General features: G+C 67.0%; 12 protein-coding genes and 1 tRNA gene. 9 read left to right on the forward strand and 4 right to left on the reverse strand.

Annotated elements, in window-relative coordinates:
- The first annotated feature begins 181 nt into the window (after window positions 1-181).
- Together ACSYDW_RS16230 and ACSYDW_RS16235 are read left to right on the forward strand one after the other, a co-directional pair.
- Window positions 182-1,339 (forward strand): DUF1611 domain-containing protein, encoded by a 1,158-nt coding sequence (locus ACSYDW_RS16230; protein ID WP_438339764.1) that lies wholly within the window; start codon window positions 182-184, stop codon window positions 1,337-1,339.
- Window positions 1,336-3,066 carry an ABC transporter ATP-binding protein gene (locus tag ACSYDW_RS16235; protein WP_438339765.1) on the forward strand — a complete coding sequence of 577 codons (1,731 nt, stop codon included), beginning with the start codon at window positions 1,336-1,338 and terminating at the stop codon, window positions 3,064-3,066. Before ACSYDW_RS16230 ends, ACSYDW_RS16235 begins: the two co-directional genes overlap by 4 nt.
- On the opposite strand, the gene ACSYDW_RS16240 is transcribed toward ACSYDW_RS16235, so the two are convergent.
- From ACSYDW_RS16240 to ACSYDW_RS16250, 3 genes are read right to left on the reverse strand one after another with little or no spacing between them, the layout of a single operon-like run.
- Window positions 3,032-3,655, reverse strand: a complete 624-nt coding sequence (locus ACSYDW_RS16240; RefSeq protein ID WP_438339766.1) for a TetR/AcrR family transcriptional regulator — start codon at window positions 3,653-3,655, stop codon at window positions 3,032-3,034. The genes ACSYDW_RS16235 and ACSYDW_RS16240 overlap by 35 nt on opposite strands.
- Window positions 3,652-5,970 (reverse strand): YhgE/Pip domain-containing protein, encoded by a 2,319-nt coding sequence (locus ACSYDW_RS16245; RefSeq protein WP_438339767.1) that lies wholly within the window; start codon window positions 5,968-5,970, stop codon window positions 3,652-3,654. The genes ACSYDW_RS16240 and ACSYDW_RS16245 overlap by 4 nt, the downstream gene beginning before the upstream one ends.
- On the reverse strand, window positions 5,967-6,764 hold the full coding sequence (locus ACSYDW_RS16250; protein WP_438339768.1) for an ABC transporter ATP-binding protein: 798 nt from the start codon (window positions 6,762-6,764) through the stop codon (window positions 5,967-5,969). Before ACSYDW_RS16250 ends, ACSYDW_RS16245 begins: the two co-directional genes overlap by 4 nt.
- 154 nt (window positions 6,765-6,918) lie before the next feature.
- Between ACSYDW_RS16250 and ACSYDW_RS16255 the strand changes: the two genes are divergently transcribed.
- From ACSYDW_RS16255 to ACSYDW_RS16265, 3 genes are read left to right on the forward strand one after another with little or no spacing between them, the layout of a single operon-like run.
- Complete coding sequence (locus tag ACSYDW_RS16255) at window positions 6,919-7,947, forward strand: lactonase family protein (protein ID WP_438339769.1); 1,029 nt, start codon at window positions 6,919-6,921, stop codon at window positions 7,945-7,947.
- A 49-nt stretch (window positions 7,948-7,996) separates the two neighbouring features.
- Entirely contained in the window at window positions 7,997-8,767 is a 771-nt protein-coding gene (locus ACSYDW_RS16260) for an alpha/beta fold hydrolase (RefSeq protein ID WP_438339770.1), read from the forward strand.
- Window positions 8,764-9,498, forward strand: a complete 735-nt coding sequence (locus ACSYDW_RS16265) for an esterase/lipase family protein (protein WP_438339771.1) — start codon at window positions 8,764-8,766, stop codon at window positions 9,496-9,498. The genes ACSYDW_RS16260 and ACSYDW_RS16265 overlap by 4 nt, the downstream gene beginning before the upstream one ends.
- A 90-nt stretch (window positions 9,499-9,588) precedes the next feature.
- Here ACSYDW_RS16265 and ACSYDW_RS16270 read toward each other — a convergent pair.
- Window positions 9,589-9,665 (reverse strand) — tRNA-Arg (locus tag ACSYDW_RS16270).
- A 263-nt stretch (window positions 9,666-9,928) separates the two neighbouring features.
- On the opposite strand from ACSYDW_RS16270, the gene ACSYDW_RS16275 reads away from it, so the two are divergent.
- The 4 genes from ACSYDW_RS16275 to ACSYDW_RS16290 all read left to right on the forward strand — a co-directional run bounded on the left by ACSYDW_RS16275 (window position 9,929) and on the right by ACSYDW_RS16290 (window position 14,391).
- The gene (locus ACSYDW_RS16275) at window positions 9,929-10,462 is read left to right on the forward strand and encodes a hypothetical protein (protein WP_438339772.1); all 534 of its coding nucleotides are present in this window, start codon (window positions 9,929-9,931) and stop codon (window positions 10,460-10,462) included.
- Between the two features lie 223 nt (window positions 10,463-10,685).
- A complete protein-coding gene (locus ACSYDW_RS16280; RefSeq protein WP_438339773.1) occupies window positions 10,686-12,143 on the forward strand; it encodes a multicopper oxidase family protein in 1,458 nt (485 codons plus the stop codon).
- A 68-nt stretch (window positions 12,144-12,211) separates the two neighbouring features.
- Complete coding sequence (gene lepB / locus ACSYDW_RS16285; RefSeq protein WP_438339774.1) at window positions 12,212-12,667, forward strand: signal peptidase I; 456 nt, start codon at window positions 12,212-12,214, stop codon at window positions 12,665-12,667.
- 398 nt (window positions 12,668-13,065) lie between these two features.
- Window positions 13,066-14,391: an ABC transporter substrate-binding protein gene (locus tag ACSYDW_RS16290; protein ID WP_438339775.1), complete on the forward strand. Its 1,326-nt coding sequence runs from the start codon at window positions 13,066-13,068 to the stop codon at window positions 14,389-14,391.
- Window positions 14,392-14,421: the final 30 nt, after the last annotated feature.

Raw genomic sequence — 14,421 nt, forward strand, 5'->3', positions numbered from 1 at the left:
CGGGGTTCCGCAGGTGCCGGGCGCGAAAATGAGAACGCGCGTCCGAAGATGAGAGCGGCCTCATCTGCCGTTCACCAAAAAGACATGTTTCCGACCTTGACTAGTGGAAAGGTAGCTCGCCGAGCTGCCGGGCGCAGCGCGGGCACCGCGTTCGCCCGACCACTGGACAAGGAGTTCCGAGATGGACACCAGCACCGACACCGCGATCGAGACCCTCCTGCCCCGCACGGGCGCCGACACCGGCCCGCTGCGCCGGCTGGAGATCGAACCCGGGCGGGCCCGGCGCATCCGCGCCGCCTACACGACCCGCTTTGTCGCCTCCGGCTTCGCCAAGCGCCCCGGGGACTTCCACCTGCTGGCCGGGGCCGAGGCCGCACCGCGACCTGGGGACGTGGTGGTCGCCCGGGTCGTCGAGATCGGCAAGCACACCCGCCTGGAATCCCCGGTCTCCCGGCGCCAGCTGATGTTCGTCGGGCAGGAGATCATGGTCGCCTACGGCAACCGCTACGCCCCGGACCAGTTCCTGGCCCACGTGCCGGACACCCTGGAACCCTGCCACCTTGTCGCAGGCGGCGGGGTGGCCGGGTACGTCACGCAGATGCACGCCTCGATCGACGCCGCCACGCGGATCGAGCCCGTCGGGCTGCTGGCCACGGCCGACGGCGTGGTGAACCTTGCCGACTTCGCGCCCCTGCGGGTGGGCAGCCCGTCGCTGGCGGCCGTGAGCGCCGTGGGGACCCCGCGGCCGCCGGTCGTGGCGGTGCTTGGCACCTCGATGAACTCGGGAAAGTCCACCACCCTGGGCTGCCTGGTCAACGGGTTGGCCAACGCCGGGCTGCATGTGGCGGCCGGCAAGGCGACGGGCACCGGTGCCGGCAACGACCCGAACCTTTTCACCGACGCCGGCGCCTTCCCGGTCTGCGACTTCACCGACTTCGGCTATCCCACCACCTTCAAGCTCGCCTACGAGCAGGTCCGCGACCTGCTCGGGGCCATGGTCGACGAACAGGCCGCCTCCGGGGCTGACGTGGTGGTCATCGAGATCGCCGACGGCCTCTACCAGGGGGAGACCTCCCGGCTGCTACGCGACCCGCTCTTCGCAGCGTGCGTGGACTCCGTGGTGTTCTCCGCCCAGGACGCCCTGGGCGCCCGCGCCGGGCTCGACGTGCTGCAGGAAGCCGGGGTCCCGGTGGCCGCGGTCTCCGGCCTGCTCACCGCGTCCCCGCTGGCGGCCGCGGAGGCGGCCGCGCAGCTCGAGGTCCCGGTCATCGACACCTACTCGCTGTGCGACCCCGGGGTTGCCACCGGATTGCTGCCGGTGCGCGCGGGCATCTCGTGATCCGCGCGAAGGCAGCCGGCGGACCGCCCCGGCTGCCCCGGCTTGTCGCGGGAAGGCGCAGGGTGCTCTTCGCCGCGCTGCTGGCGCTGGCCCTGGCCTGCGGCCTGCTCGGGGTGGGCGTGGCCATGCTGGCCGGCGCGCTGGTTTCCGGGGGAGCCGTGGTGCCGACGGCCGCGGGGATCGCCGCGCTTGTCGCGCTGCTGGTCCTGGGCCGCTACCTGGAGCGGGTGCTGGCCGAGAAGCTGGGCCAGCACTACGTGGCGCAGCTGCGCCTGGGTCTTGTCTCCCACGCGTTGCTGGCCGGCAGGCCGCCCTCGGTGGGCATCACGGTGGCCCGGGCCAGCAACGATCTCTCCTCGGTGCGCAACTGGGTCTCGCAGGGGATCGCCCCGCTGCTGGCGGGCATCCCGCTGCTGCTGGTCTCCGGGATCGGCCTCTGGATGCTGCACCCGGCGCTGGTCCCGGCGCTGGCGGTGCCGGTGCTGCTGTTGGCCGGTGCGCTGCTGGCGCTCTCCGGGCCCGCCTACGAGCGGGCGCGCATCCTGCGGCGGCACCGCGGCAACCTTGCCGCGCGCATCGCCGACACCGCGGCCGCGGGAAGCGCCGTGGTGGCCTCCGGAGGGGTGTCGCGCGAGATGTCCCGGGTCCGGGCCAGCGGCGCCAAGGTCATGGATGCAGCCGTGGCGCGGGCCAGACCTGCCGCGCTGATGCGCGCGCTTTCGCTCGGGATGCCGCTGGTCGCCACCGCCTCCGTGGTGCTGGTGGCCCGCCATGCGGCGCTCGACGCCGGCCAGGTCGCCACGGCGCTGACCGTGCTGGGGCTGTGTGCGGCTCCCGTGGGCGAATGGGGGCGCATCGTGGAATACCGGCAGAACCACCGCGCCGCCGCCCGGATCGTCGCACCCCTGCTGGAGGAGGGGCGGGCCCTGTCCGCCGGGCCCGGGATCCCCGACGCCGCACCGCGGGCCGCCGCCGAGATCCAGGCCGGCCGGGTTGCCGGGGTGTGGGTGAACGGGCTGGAGATCGAGGGCACCGCCATCCCGGCACTGCGTGCCGAACCTGGGGAACGGATCCGGCTGGAGGGCGGCGACGCGCGGATGCGCGCCGGTCTGCTGGCCGCGCTGGCCACGGCCCGCACCGCGGAAGGCCCGGTGCTGGGCGGGCTGGAGCCGTCAGTGACCCTGCGGCAGCGGAACCTGGTGGTGGGCGGGCACATCCCCGGGGCGCTCGGGGAACGGCAGCGCCGGAAGCTGGTGGGGGCGGCCTTCGGGTCGATGGTGCCCGAGCGCGGCACGGTGCTGCGGGCCCTGCGCTACAGGCGCCCGGGCGCGGACCCGGCGGCGGCCCTGGAGCTGGCGCTGGCCCTGGGGCTCGATGTCCGCACGCTGCCGCAGGGCGAGCACACGCAGCTGCGCCGCGGCGGGATCCAGCTGTCCGCGTCCCAGCGGGCGGGGCTGTTGGCGGCCCGGGCCATGCTGGGGAACCCGCCGCTGCTGTTGATGGAGGGTATCGATTCGATGCTCGACGCCGCGAGCCGCGAACGGCTCGCGGACATGCTCGCGGCATACCCCGGAGTGGTCGTCGTCTGCTCGGAGGCCGACTGGTGTTCCGGCTACAGGCCGTGGACCCTGCCGGAAAGGACCTCGTCGGAAAGGACCTCGTCGGAAAGGACCCCGCCGGAAACGCCGCTACCTAGTGCGCCGGAGCCTGCCGCAGCGGCGCGGTGAAGGCCATGACGGCCTCCACACAGGTTTCCACGGTGCGCTCCGGGTGGAAGACCTGCCGGTCCCGGCCCAGGATCAGCGCGGCACCGAAGACGGCGATGGCCAGGGCGTCGAGGTCCACCGCGGGGGAGCCCTGTGCCGGCGGAGCCTCGGCGGCCATCCGCCCCAGCGCCGTGCGCACCAGGGAGATGACCTCGTGGCGCAGCTGGGCCAGCGATTCGGCCCATTCGCTTTGGGCCTGCCACTGCTCGGAATTCCACAGCTGCGCGAACGACGGGTACTCGGCAATGAACTCGAGCGCCCCGGTGACCATCAGCCGCAGGCCGCGGTCGGCCTCCGGCTCCCGGGCGCCGGCCGCGAGCCGCTCGAAGAGGATCGCCGCGCCGAAGTCCAGCAGCTCGCCGATCAGCTCGCCCTTGGACCCGAAGTTGTAGTACACGGTTCCCTTGGAGACGCCCGCGGCCTTGGCGATCTCGTCGACGCTCACCTCCCGGTGCCCGCGGGTGCCGATCAGCTCCATGGAGGCGCTGAAGAGCCGGTGCTTGGAGTCCGTGACCCGTGTGCGGGTACGCGGGTTCGGTGCCTGGGTCATGCGCTCAGCTCCGGGTGAAGGGTTTTCAGTGTCCATGTCTTGTGCATGCGCACCGCGATGGTGCTGGCCACCAGACCAAGGACCGTGTAGCCGACCAGGCCCAGGACGATCGGGCCGAGCACCGAGAGGTCCGCGCCGTACATCAGGTGGCGCAGGCCCGTGACCACGTGCCCCATGGGCAGCCAGCGGTGCGCCACGTGCAGGGCGTCGGGTGTGGTTTCCCAGGGGAAGGTGCCGCCGGAGGAGACAAGCTGGAGCACCATGAGCACCAGCACCACGAGCTTGCCGGGGGTGCCCAGCAGCGCGCAGATCCCCTGGATCATCGCCGTGAACGCCATGGAGGCCAGCAGGAACAGGCCCCAGGTCATCCACGGGTGCGCGGTGTCCAGGCCGAGGCCGAAGAGCACCACCACGTAGAGGATCGTGCCCTGGATCATCGAGATGCCCAGGAACGGCAGCCAGCCGCCGATCGCGATTTTCCAGTCCGAGGCGTTGGAGGCCAGCGCACGCTTGGTGATCGGGCGCATGATCTGCACCAGGATGAACGCGCCGATCCAGATGGCAAGGGTCATGAAGAACGGGGCCAGGCCCTCGCCGTACACGCTGGCCTTCGCCTGGTCGGTGCGCGAGATGTCCACCGGGTCGCCCATGACCGTGGAGATCTGTTCGCGCTGTGATTCGTCAGGGTGCGGAACCTCGTCGCTGCCCTCGGCAAGGCCCGAGGATAGTTCCCCCGCGCCGTCCTTGAGTTCCGTGGCGCCCGAGCCGAGTTCCCCGACGCCGTCGCCGAGGTCCTTCACGCCGGCCACCAGGGTGCTGGTGCCCTCGTGCAGGGTGTTGGCGCCGGCGGCCAGCGAGCCGGCACCGGAATCGAGCTTCTTGGCGCCGGCCAGGGCGTCTTTCTGGCCTGCGGCCAGCGTTCCGGCACCGGAGGCCAGGGCCTGCGCGCCGTCGTTCAGCTTCGAGGCGCCGGCCGCGGCATCGGAGATCCCGGTCTTCAGGGCCGGCATCGCCCCGGCCAGCTGGCCGGTCCCGTCGGCCAGGGTGGACAGGCCGCCGGAGAGCTGCTTGGCGCCGTCTGCCACCTGCGCCGAACCGTCGGCGAGTGCCGCGATCTGCGACTGGGCGGTGGAGAGCTTCTTCTTGGTGTCGGCCACCTGGGATTCGATGCCTGTGGACGCCGCGGCATCCTTCAGCGCGGCCTCGAGGTCGTCCGCCTGCGCCTGGGTGATGACCCCGTCCTTGATGAGCTTGGCGGTTTGGGCGTCGAGTGCGGACTTGGCGGCGGAGAGACGCTCGTCGGCGTCCTGCTCCAGGGCGGTGATGGTGTCCGCGGCCTGGGTGACCTTGTCGTTCAGGGCCTTGTTGCCCGCGGCGACCTGTGCGGCGCCGTCCGCGAGCTTCTTCGAGGCCTTGGAGGCGGTGTCTGCGCCGTCGGCCAGCTGGCCGGTCTTGGACGGGAGTTCCTTGGTCTTGGACTTGAGCTCGCCCAGGCCGGCGTCCAGTTCCTTGGTGCCGCCGGCGAGGGTGCCGGCACCGTCGGCGAGGTCCCCGGCGCCCTTGGCCAGCTTCTGCTGCCCGGAGACGAGCGACGAGGTGCCCTCGTGCAGGGTGCCCGCGCCGGCGCCCAGTTCCCCGGCGCCGTTGTCCAGCTGGGTGGCGCCGTCGTCGAGGGAGACCACGCCGTCCGAGAGGGCCCCCACGCCGTCGGAGAGCTTCACGGTTCCGGTGTGCAGTTCCCCGGCGCCGTCGGCGGCCTTGACCATGTTGGTGTGGATGTCGGAGAAGCCGGTGAGCAGGGCATCGGCGGTTTGCGTGCCGACCTCCTTGGCCACGGTGTTGTGCACCTCGCCGGCGAGCTTGTCGGCGAAGGTGCCGACCATGTAGTTGTTCGCGTCGTTGGTGGTGATCTTCAGGATGGCCTGCTGTGCCTTTTCGAAGTCCCCGGGGGAGGCGAGGTTTGCCGAGAAGTCCTGGGGGATGGTCATCGCGAAGGCGTAGTCGCCGCTGGAGACCCCCGCTTCCGCTTCCTCTTCCGAGTTCACCACGGTCCAGCCGAAGGTCCCGTCGTCGAGCAGTTCCTCGGTGACGTCGTCACCGACCTGCAGCTTCTTGCCGTCCTGTTCGGCACCGGTGTCGAGGTTCACGATAGCGGCCTTGACGTTGTGCAGGTGCGCGTACGGATCCCAGTTGGCGTAGAGGTACAGGGCGCCGTAGAGCAGCGGGACCAGGCACATGGCGATGATTGCCAGCCGCGGCAGGCGGCCGGAGGTCATGCGCTTGAGTTCGGAGAGCGCCAGGCGCAGCGTGGTCATCGGTTTTCCTCGGATACTGGTGGAAGGACTGTGGTTTCCGGTGCCGGCCCGGGATCCTGGGCAGGGGCGTCGGCGGGGGCCGCTTCGCCCCCCGCGGTGAGCTCGGTATCGGAAGGTTCGGCGTCGGTGGCAGGTTCGGTGGCTTCAACCACGGCCTCGTCAACCGCGGATTGCTGCTGCTCCGTGCCGGCGTAGGCAATCGGGCCCTCCCACCAGCCGGGGATGCGGGTCACGATGGCAACAACGGCGGGAGCCCGGCGCCCGCCGGCCACCGTTTGCAGGTAGTCGATCCAGGCTTCCTCGGCCATGCCGTGCCTGTCGGGGGAATCGAAGACGGCCAGCTCAACGCGGTGGTCCTCGAGTGCCAGGTGCGTCAGCAGCGCCAGCCGGTCCAGGGGGTCGATCACGTCGAGCCACTCATCGGCCAGGTGATCCATCTTGTGGCGTTCCATCCACGAATCGATGCTGCTGCGCCGCCATACCGGACCGGGCTGCAGGGCGAGGTCTTCGGCCACCAGGTCCCGGACCTTGAGGTGGGCCTCCGGCTCGTTGATTTCCGGCGAGTCGACCAGGGCGCTGATCCGCCGTACGGCACGCAGAGCGGCGTTGCCCGACCAGGCCACCGTGCCCGAAGAAGGGCGCATGCGCGCGCTCAGGCCCAGGGCCAGTGCGGTACGTGTGGGCTGGGGCTCGGCCTGCACCAACAGGAGCTGTCCGCGGGCAGCGGCGAGGCTGGTTGGTTCCAGCAGTGGTTGGTGGCGTCCGGCAATGGCCAGCGAGTTTGCGATAAGCACCAGACCAGCGTAAATCAAACTGACCGGTCAGTTCAAATAGTGGCGATGTCTGCTTTGACACTTTTTTGTGATGCGACTGGCCGCGGCGACACAATCACGTATCAATTGACAACGGATGACGTCAGGAGGGGGCTTGGAGCGGGAAGATTGCCGTATGGGTAACCAGTACTGGGTCGGCGCCTACTCGCCCGACGGCGGCGGAACAAGCCAAGGAATCCGTGCGATCGAGTATCGCAACGGATCGCTGCACGATCTTGGATTGGCCCACCCCGCCGATTCCCCGTCGTGGATCACCGCGCACCCCGGGCTGCCCGTCATCTATGCGGCACTGGAACACCGAGGAGAGATCGCGACCTACCGGGTGGTGTCCTCCAACCGGATCGAGTCGTTGGGGCGTCCGGTGCCCGCCGGTGCCTTGCTCTGCCACCTCACCCTCGACGCCGTGGGCGGCACGCTGATCGGCAGCTGCTACGGAGACGGCCGGGTCTTGGCCTATCCGATCGCCGCGGACGGCACTCTGGGATCCCCGTACCTGGCCGAGCCCTCGGAAGACCCATATGCGCGGGACGGGCACGCGCCGCGGGCCTCGCGCTCGCACCAAAGCACCACACTGCGCAACGGGCGCATCATCACCACCGACCTCGGACACGACTGCCTGCGTGTCTGGGACCTGGCGGCCGGGCAACTGGTGTTGCGCCAACGCATTGTCCTGAACAAGGGCGATGGCCCGCGCCACCTCGTGGAACACCCCTCGGGCTGGATATATGTGGTGACCGAGCACAGTGTCGAAGTCATCGCGCTGGCACCGCTCCCGGAGGGTGGGTACGAGGTCCGCTCGCGCACCGCGCTCGGTGAGGACTTCGTCCCGGGGGAGCACTACCCGTCGGAGATCTCCCTTGATTCGCGCACCAACCGGCTCTACGTGGGGGTGCGCGGTGCCGGTTCGATCGCCATGCTCGGGATCGGGTGGGACGGTGTGCCGACGCCGATCGGCAAGGATTCGTGCGAAGGCGACTGGCCGCGCCACCACGTGCAGTCGGGGCAGGCGTTGCTTGTGGCAAACCAGCTGTCCAATACGATCGTGGCGTTCGGCCTGAATGCCGAGGACGGGCGACCCGACCGCCGGTTGAGTTCCTTGAAGCTCGAAAGCCCGACCTGCTTGGCGGCCCAGGCACTTCCCTAGGGACGGGGCGGCCCGCGCCGCGCCCTGGTCTGTGTTCAGGCGGATTTCGGTGGATCTCGGCAATACTGGGACGATGACGGTGCGACATGTCCAAGCAGGCGGATACACGGTGGTCACCACGGACACGGACAATGCAGAAGGGCGCACGTTCCTGCTGGTGCATGGCATTGGCATGGGGATCTCGTACTTTGCCCAACTGAGTAACGAACTGGAATCGCACGGCCGGGTGGTCGCGATAGACCTCCCTGGGTTCGGGGATGCCCCGGAGCCGGAGCACTCGTTGACCATGGCCGACATGGGAAGGGTCCTCGTCGACTTCGTATCGGTCGAGGGTCTGGGTCGGCCCGTGCTGGTGGGTCATTCAATGGGTACGCAAGTCGTCGCCGAGGCTGCGGCGCAGCGTCCGGACCTGTTCCCCGAGGTGGTGCTGGTTGCCCCGACAGTCAACCTGCATGAGCGGTCGATCCCCAAGCAGGCTTGGCGCATGGTCCAGGACCTGTTCGGGGAAAACCCTCGCGTGTGGGCTATCGGGATCAGAAACTACGCGAAGACCGGTCCGCGCTGGTTCATAAAGAAGCTCAAAAGCATGATGGACCACGATGTGGAGGAAACCCTGCCGCAGATCAAGGCCCACACGCTCGTGGTCCGGGGGAGCCGCGACCCCGTCTGCCCGCATGGATGGGCCGAGGAGGTCACGGCGTTGATTCCCGACGCCCGGATGGTGGAAGTGGATGGTCGCGGCCACGAAACCATGGTCAAGGACGGCGCTTGCGTGGCCCGCTACATTGTGGAGCATCTGGAATACCTGGGGCGGACGTGAAGCGGGCGCTCCGCCCCTGGTGGTGGCTGCTGGATTACCTGTACGCGGGACGGCGGCAGGTGATCTCCGTTTTCAGGCGCGGGGCCCCGGGTTCGTACGAGGGCGGCGACCCGTCGCTTCCGGCCATCGTCCTGCTACCCGGGGTTTACGAGACGTGGTTGTTCCTGGAACCGCCCTCGAAGCGACTCAGCGATGCGGGGCACAAGGTGTTCACAGTTCCCGGCCTGGGGATCAACGGGCGCCCGATCCCGGAGTCTGCGGAGATCGCGAGGCAAAGGCTTGCGGAACTTTCCGCGGAACACGGCATCGACCGCTGCATTCTTCTGGCACACAGCAAGGGCGGTTTGGTCGGCAAGCACCTGATGCTTGACGCCGCTGCCGGTGGCGACCACCCGGTGGAAATCGAGGGGATGGTTGCCATAGGGACCCCGTTCTCCGGTTCGATTTATGCCCGGTACATGCTCTCGCGCACCATCCGCGATTTCTCCCCGACCGACGCCGTGATGCTCTCGCTGATGGAGAGGGATACCCTCAACGGCCGGGTGGTGTCCATCTATCCCGAGTTCGATCCGCATATCCCTGGGGGCAGCGCGCTCGCCGGGGCACTGAACATCGAGGTGCCGGTATCCGGTCACTTCAGGCTCCTGCATTCCAGGACGGTGTTGGAAGCTGTTGACGAGTCGGTGCGGCGACTGGCTGGCTTCAATGGGCCGGGCGCAAGTCGTTCCTGACGAAGGGCCTCCGCATGAATGTGCTGCCGGCCCTTCCAGGGCCTGACGCCGGACAGCAGAAAAGCCACGATTTCTCGCGGCTTTTCTTGTTGGTGCGCCCAAAGGGATTCGAACCCCTGACCTTCTGTTCCGTAGACAGACGCTCTATCCAGCTGAGCTATGGGCGCATATTCAATTCGGTCCGCGCCTTGCGGCTCGACCTCGAACAACTATACATAGCTTTGGCTCCCTGGTCGATCTGGGAAGGCCAACAGTGCTCGAAGTCACGTCGCCAGGCAAGGAAACCCAGGTTCGGACGACGGTGGCAGGGTCGTTGCCGAGACTCGCCACATGGGCTTGACCTGTGGAAACTTGCCGCTGGGCCCGACTTTAGGCCCTCGGTCCGGGCGTGACAGGGTTTTCCCAAGGTCTTACCCGGAAAATCACGGGCATGGGAACCGGTGTGAAGGGCAAGGCTCTGCCTGCATTGAGCCGGCGGCGACGCTTCTTGGCCATTCCGCTTGCGTTCTTGCTGATACTCGCGCTCGGCCTCGGCTATTTGATTCTCACGGCCAAGGCCAAGCCAAGCACGCAGTTGGGCGCTCCGGCCGAGATTCCCGGCGGCATTGCCATGATCACGGGAATCGTTCCGCTGGAAGTGGATGGGTGGCAGCCGCCAACGACCATTGCGGTCCTCCAACAGGAGGTTCAGGAAGGTGCCCACAGGGTTCGGATCGAGGTGCAGTTCACTGCCATGGATCCGGGTGGCATCAGTTTGGACCCGGCGGGGTTCGTCGTCGACGGGTTGGGTTCCGGTCGCCCTGGGCCGCTGTGGTCCTCGCCCGACTCCACCGTCGTGGAGGAAGGCGAATCCGTCAGCGTCACGATGGTTTTCGAGTTGCCGAACAAAGCTATTTCATTGGTCCTTGAAAGCCCTACCGGCAGTCGGCTCTCACTCGGCAAGGAGCACCACGCCGGTGGGTGAACGCCTGCATTTCACGAAACACCAGTCATCAATTGGGAGGTGACTCGAAATGTCAGTAACTAGGCGGGACCTGATCAAGCTTGGGGGTTTGGGGGGTCTTGGATTCATCGGCGCTGGTCTGGTGACAGTGCCGATTTCCACTGTCTCCGCGAAGTCCGCGAGCCAACTACGCTCGAGCGACATGCCGCGGCCGTACGCGGCCACCTTCGTCAGGCCACCGGTCTTGACGCCACTTTCCGTCTCGACTGATCCGGACGGTGCCAAGGTGAACCACTACCGGATCACCATGCGCCAGGCCGCAGCGCAGATCCTGCCGCGCAAGACGACGAACATCCTGGGCTTCAACGGAACCTTCCCCGGTCCCACCATCGAACTGGAACAAGGCACCCGCTCCATGGTGCACATGCGCAACCAGCTTCCGAAGAACCACCCGACGCTCGGCCACCTGTTGGCAACTTCCACGCACCTGCACGGATCGGCCTCGCTGCCGCAGTACGACGGATATGCCAGCGACGTGACGCTGCCCGGTTTCTACAAGGACTATTTCTACCCGAACTTCCAGGTTGCCCGCACGCTCTGGTATCACGACCATGGCGTGCACTTCACTGCCCAAAACGTGTACTCCGGCCTGGCTGGCATGTATATCCTGCACGACGAATTCGAACGTGAGCTGCTGCCGCAGGGAGCCTTCGACGTGCCGCTGATCATGAGCGACGCAATGTTCGCGGCCGACGGCAGCCTGGGCTACGACGACCGTGACCATTCGGGACTCTGGGGCGATGTGGTCTTAGTCAACGGCCGACCCTGGCCGGTGATGAAGGTGCAGCCCCGGGTGTACCGTTTTCGGATTCTAAATGCCTCGGTCTCCCGCTCGTACCGTCCGACCTTGAGCACGGGTGACCCGGTCTACGTGGTCGCCACCGATGGGGGCCTGGTTCCGCGGGCCGAGGCTGTCAGGTACTGGCGGCACGGATCGGCCGAACGGTACGAGGTGCTGATCGACTTCAGCAAGTACGCACCTGGCCGGCGGATCGAGCTGCGGAACCTGTCGAACGAAAACAACAGGGACTTCGACAACACCAACAAGATCATGGCCTTCGACGTTGTTGCGCCACCGAGCGAAGCCGAGATGAAGCAGGATCCGAAGTGGAACTTCATCCCCACCACGCTGGTGGACAGCCCAGTGATGCGGTTGACCAAGAACGACGCTGAGAAGAAGCGCCAGTTCAGGGTCCAGCGCGGAGATCCCGACGGCCCCTGGAACATCAGCGGCATGACGTGGGAAGACGTTATCGCGAGCAACTTCAAGCTCGCCGGGGCAGACCCCAAGCTCAACGGCATCGAGATCTGGGAGATCGAGAACAAGTCGGGAGGCTGGTTCCATCCTGTCCACATCCATTTGATCGATTTCCAGATCCTGAGTCGCAACGGAAAGCCCGCTGCGGCCTGGGAGCGCGGGCCGAAGGACGTGATGTACATCGGCGAGAACGAGAAAATCCAGGTCATCATGCAGTTCGGGCCACACAAGGGTCGCTACATGGTGCACTGCCACAACCTCGTCCACGAAGACCACTCCATGATGTTCCAGTTCCGCGTCGGCCTGGGCGTCAATGACCCCGACCCCAACGACCCGATCCTTGCCGCGCCGGCCAAGAAGGATCCCGAAACGGGGCCGGAGTGAGTGCGTCCGGAGCGGAACGGGCCGATACGCTGCCTCCTTCGAAGCGGTATCGGGGCAGGGCGGCGTTCATGGTTGCAATTCTCATCGTGCTGCTGACGCTGGCATGCCGGCTCTGGATCCTGGAACCAGTCGCCGTGGAATCGGACAGCATGGAACCCACAGTCGGTGCCGGTGGCCTCGTGTTCGTCTTCAAGCCGGGGCCAGGACTCTCCGGCGTTCATGCCGGGGACGTGGTCGTCTTCCCGTCCCCGGCGGACGGCACCCCCGTGATCAAGCGCGTGGTGGCTGTCGGTGGCCAGCAGGTCGAAGTCCAGGATGCGGTGTTGTACGTCGATTCATCACCGGTGGCAGAGCCGTTCGTCGATCTGTCGACGATCGATGGCACCTACTATCCGCGCACAGAGGTTCCCGCCGGGACCGTCTTCGTCATGGGGGATAACCGGGAACGGTCCATCGACTCCCGTGACTACGGCCCGATCCCTCTGGAGATCATCGACGGGTTGGTTGTCCTGCCAACCCCCTGAAGTTGGCCCGTCCTTTATCCGCATGCGAAAGGGCCGCCCTGCTGCGGCCCTTTCGCATGTCCGCACTGCGGGCTCGTCGGTCCCAGCTTCTTCCGTTCCGCGAGAGCGGCACGCCTTCATCCGGCTGGATCCGCCGGATCGGATCGATGCGTCAGCGTTGCGATCCACAGGGCCAATTCCGCGAGGTGTGTGGTGTTGACATTTGTGGTGAGCCGTGGAATCTTATATTCAGCGATCTTGTGAGAGCGCTCACACACCCAAGTGAACGCGATCACGCCACTAGGCGGTCCCCCTGGAGATTTATGCAATGGGTGTTCGTCGACACAAAATGAGAGCGCTCTCATTTTGGTTCAACTCAAATCACACGCAGCACCACCAACGCACACAAAGGAGTGAACGTGAAGCTCTCACGTCAGACTAGGACCGCCACGGCCGTCGCCGGAGTCGCGGCCCTCGCGCTCTTGGCAGCAGGTTGCTCTTCCGGAGCCACTTCGGCGGAGCCGGCCTCGAGCGACAACCCGGTAACCCTGACCGTCACGACTTTCGGAACCATGGGACTTGACGGACTCTACAAGCAGTACGAGGCCGAACACCCGGGCATCACCATCAAGGCCACGAACATCGATACCGGCGGAAACGCCTTGACCGACTGGAAGACGAAGCAGGCGGCAGGGGCCGGGTTGCCCGACGTCCAGGCCGTCGAAGAAGGCTGGCTCGGCCAAGTCATGGCAGTCTCGGACTCCTTTGCCGATCTCGGCGAATACGGAGCAGCCGATATCAAGGACCGTTGGGTGCCGTGGAAGACCGCGCAGGCTACGGATGCCAAGAACCGGATCATCGGCTACGGCACCGACATCGGGCCCGTTGGCCTGTGCTACAACAAGAACCTCTTCAAGGAAGCCGGGCTTCCCACCGACCGCGCCGAGGTCGCAACCGCTCTCGGCGGCGACGACGCAACCTGGGCCGACTACTTCGATGCCGGCAAGAAGTACAAGGAATCAACCGGAAAAGCCTGGTACGACCAGTCCGGATTCGTCTGGAACTCCATGGTCAACCAGCTGCCCGAGGGCTACTACAAGGCAGACGGTACCCTGAACGTCGAGGGGAACACCGCCTTGACCGAGCGTTGGGGAGAGCTGGCCGACGCCGCGGCCGCGGGACTTTCCTCGGGCCAGACCCAGTGGGACTGGGGCAAGGGCAAAGCCTTTGTCGACGGCTCCTTCGCCACGTTCGTTTGCCCGGGATGGATGCTCGGCGTCGTCCAAGGCCAGGTCGAGGCCGCAGGCGGCACGGCGGATTCCGGTTGGGACTTCGCGGACGTATTTCCGGGCGGCGCCACGAACTGGGGCGGAACCTTCCTGACAGTTCCCACCCAGTCCAAGCACCCGGCCGAGGCTGCGGAACTCGCCGCATGGCTCACCGACGCGAAGTCCCAGGTCGCGGCATTCCAGGAAGCCGGAACCTTCCCCAGCGTGGTGGCCGCCCAGACCGACCCCGGCGTCACCGGCAGCAACGCGCTGAGCAAGTTCTTCAATGACGCACCGGTCGGCGAAATCCTGGCCTCGCGCTCCGAAGGTGTGAAGGCCCAGTTCAAGGGCCCCAACGACTCGGTGATCCAGGAGCAGGTCTTCGGGCCGGCGACCATCGCCCTGGACAAGGGAACCGACGGGCAGAGCGCATGGAACGACGCGCTGACCACCCTGAAGAACCTCGATCTCAAGTAATCCACCCAGCAGTTTCGGGGCCCGGCACGC

The sequence above is a fragment of the Paeniglutamicibacter selenitireducens genome, assembly GCF_051550675.1.
In the GTDB taxonomy this organism is placed as follows: domain Bacteria; phylum Actinomycetota; class Actinomycetes; order Actinomycetales; family Micrococcaceae; genus Paeniglutamicibacter.

Excerpts from the sequence above, each read along its gene's own strand:
- ACSYDW_RS16230 (WP_438339764.1), top strand. The coding sequence starts at position 182 with ATGGACACCAGCACCGACACCGCGATCGAGACCCTCCTGCCCCGCACG.
- ACSYDW_RS16240 (WP_438339766.1), bottom strand. The coding sequence starts at position 3,655 with ATGACCCAGGCACCGAACCCGCGTACCCGCACACGGGTCACGGACTCC.
- ACSYDW_RS16245 (WP_438339767.1), bottom strand. The coding sequence starts at position 5,970 with ATGACCACGCTGCGCCTGGCGCTCTCCGAACTCAAGCGCATGACCTCC.
- ACSYDW_RS16255 (WP_438339769.1), top strand. The coding sequence starts at position 6,919 with ATGGGTAACCAGTACTGGGTCGGCGCCTACTCGCCCGACGGCGGCGGA.
- ACSYDW_RS16275 (WP_438339772.1), top strand. The coding sequence starts at position 9,929 with ATGGGAACCGGTGTGAAGGGCAAGGCTCTGCCTGCATTGAGCCGGCGG.
- lepB (WP_438339774.1), top strand. The coding sequence starts at position 12,212 with ATGGTTGCAATTCTCATCGTGCTGCTGACGCTGGCATGCCGGCTCTGG.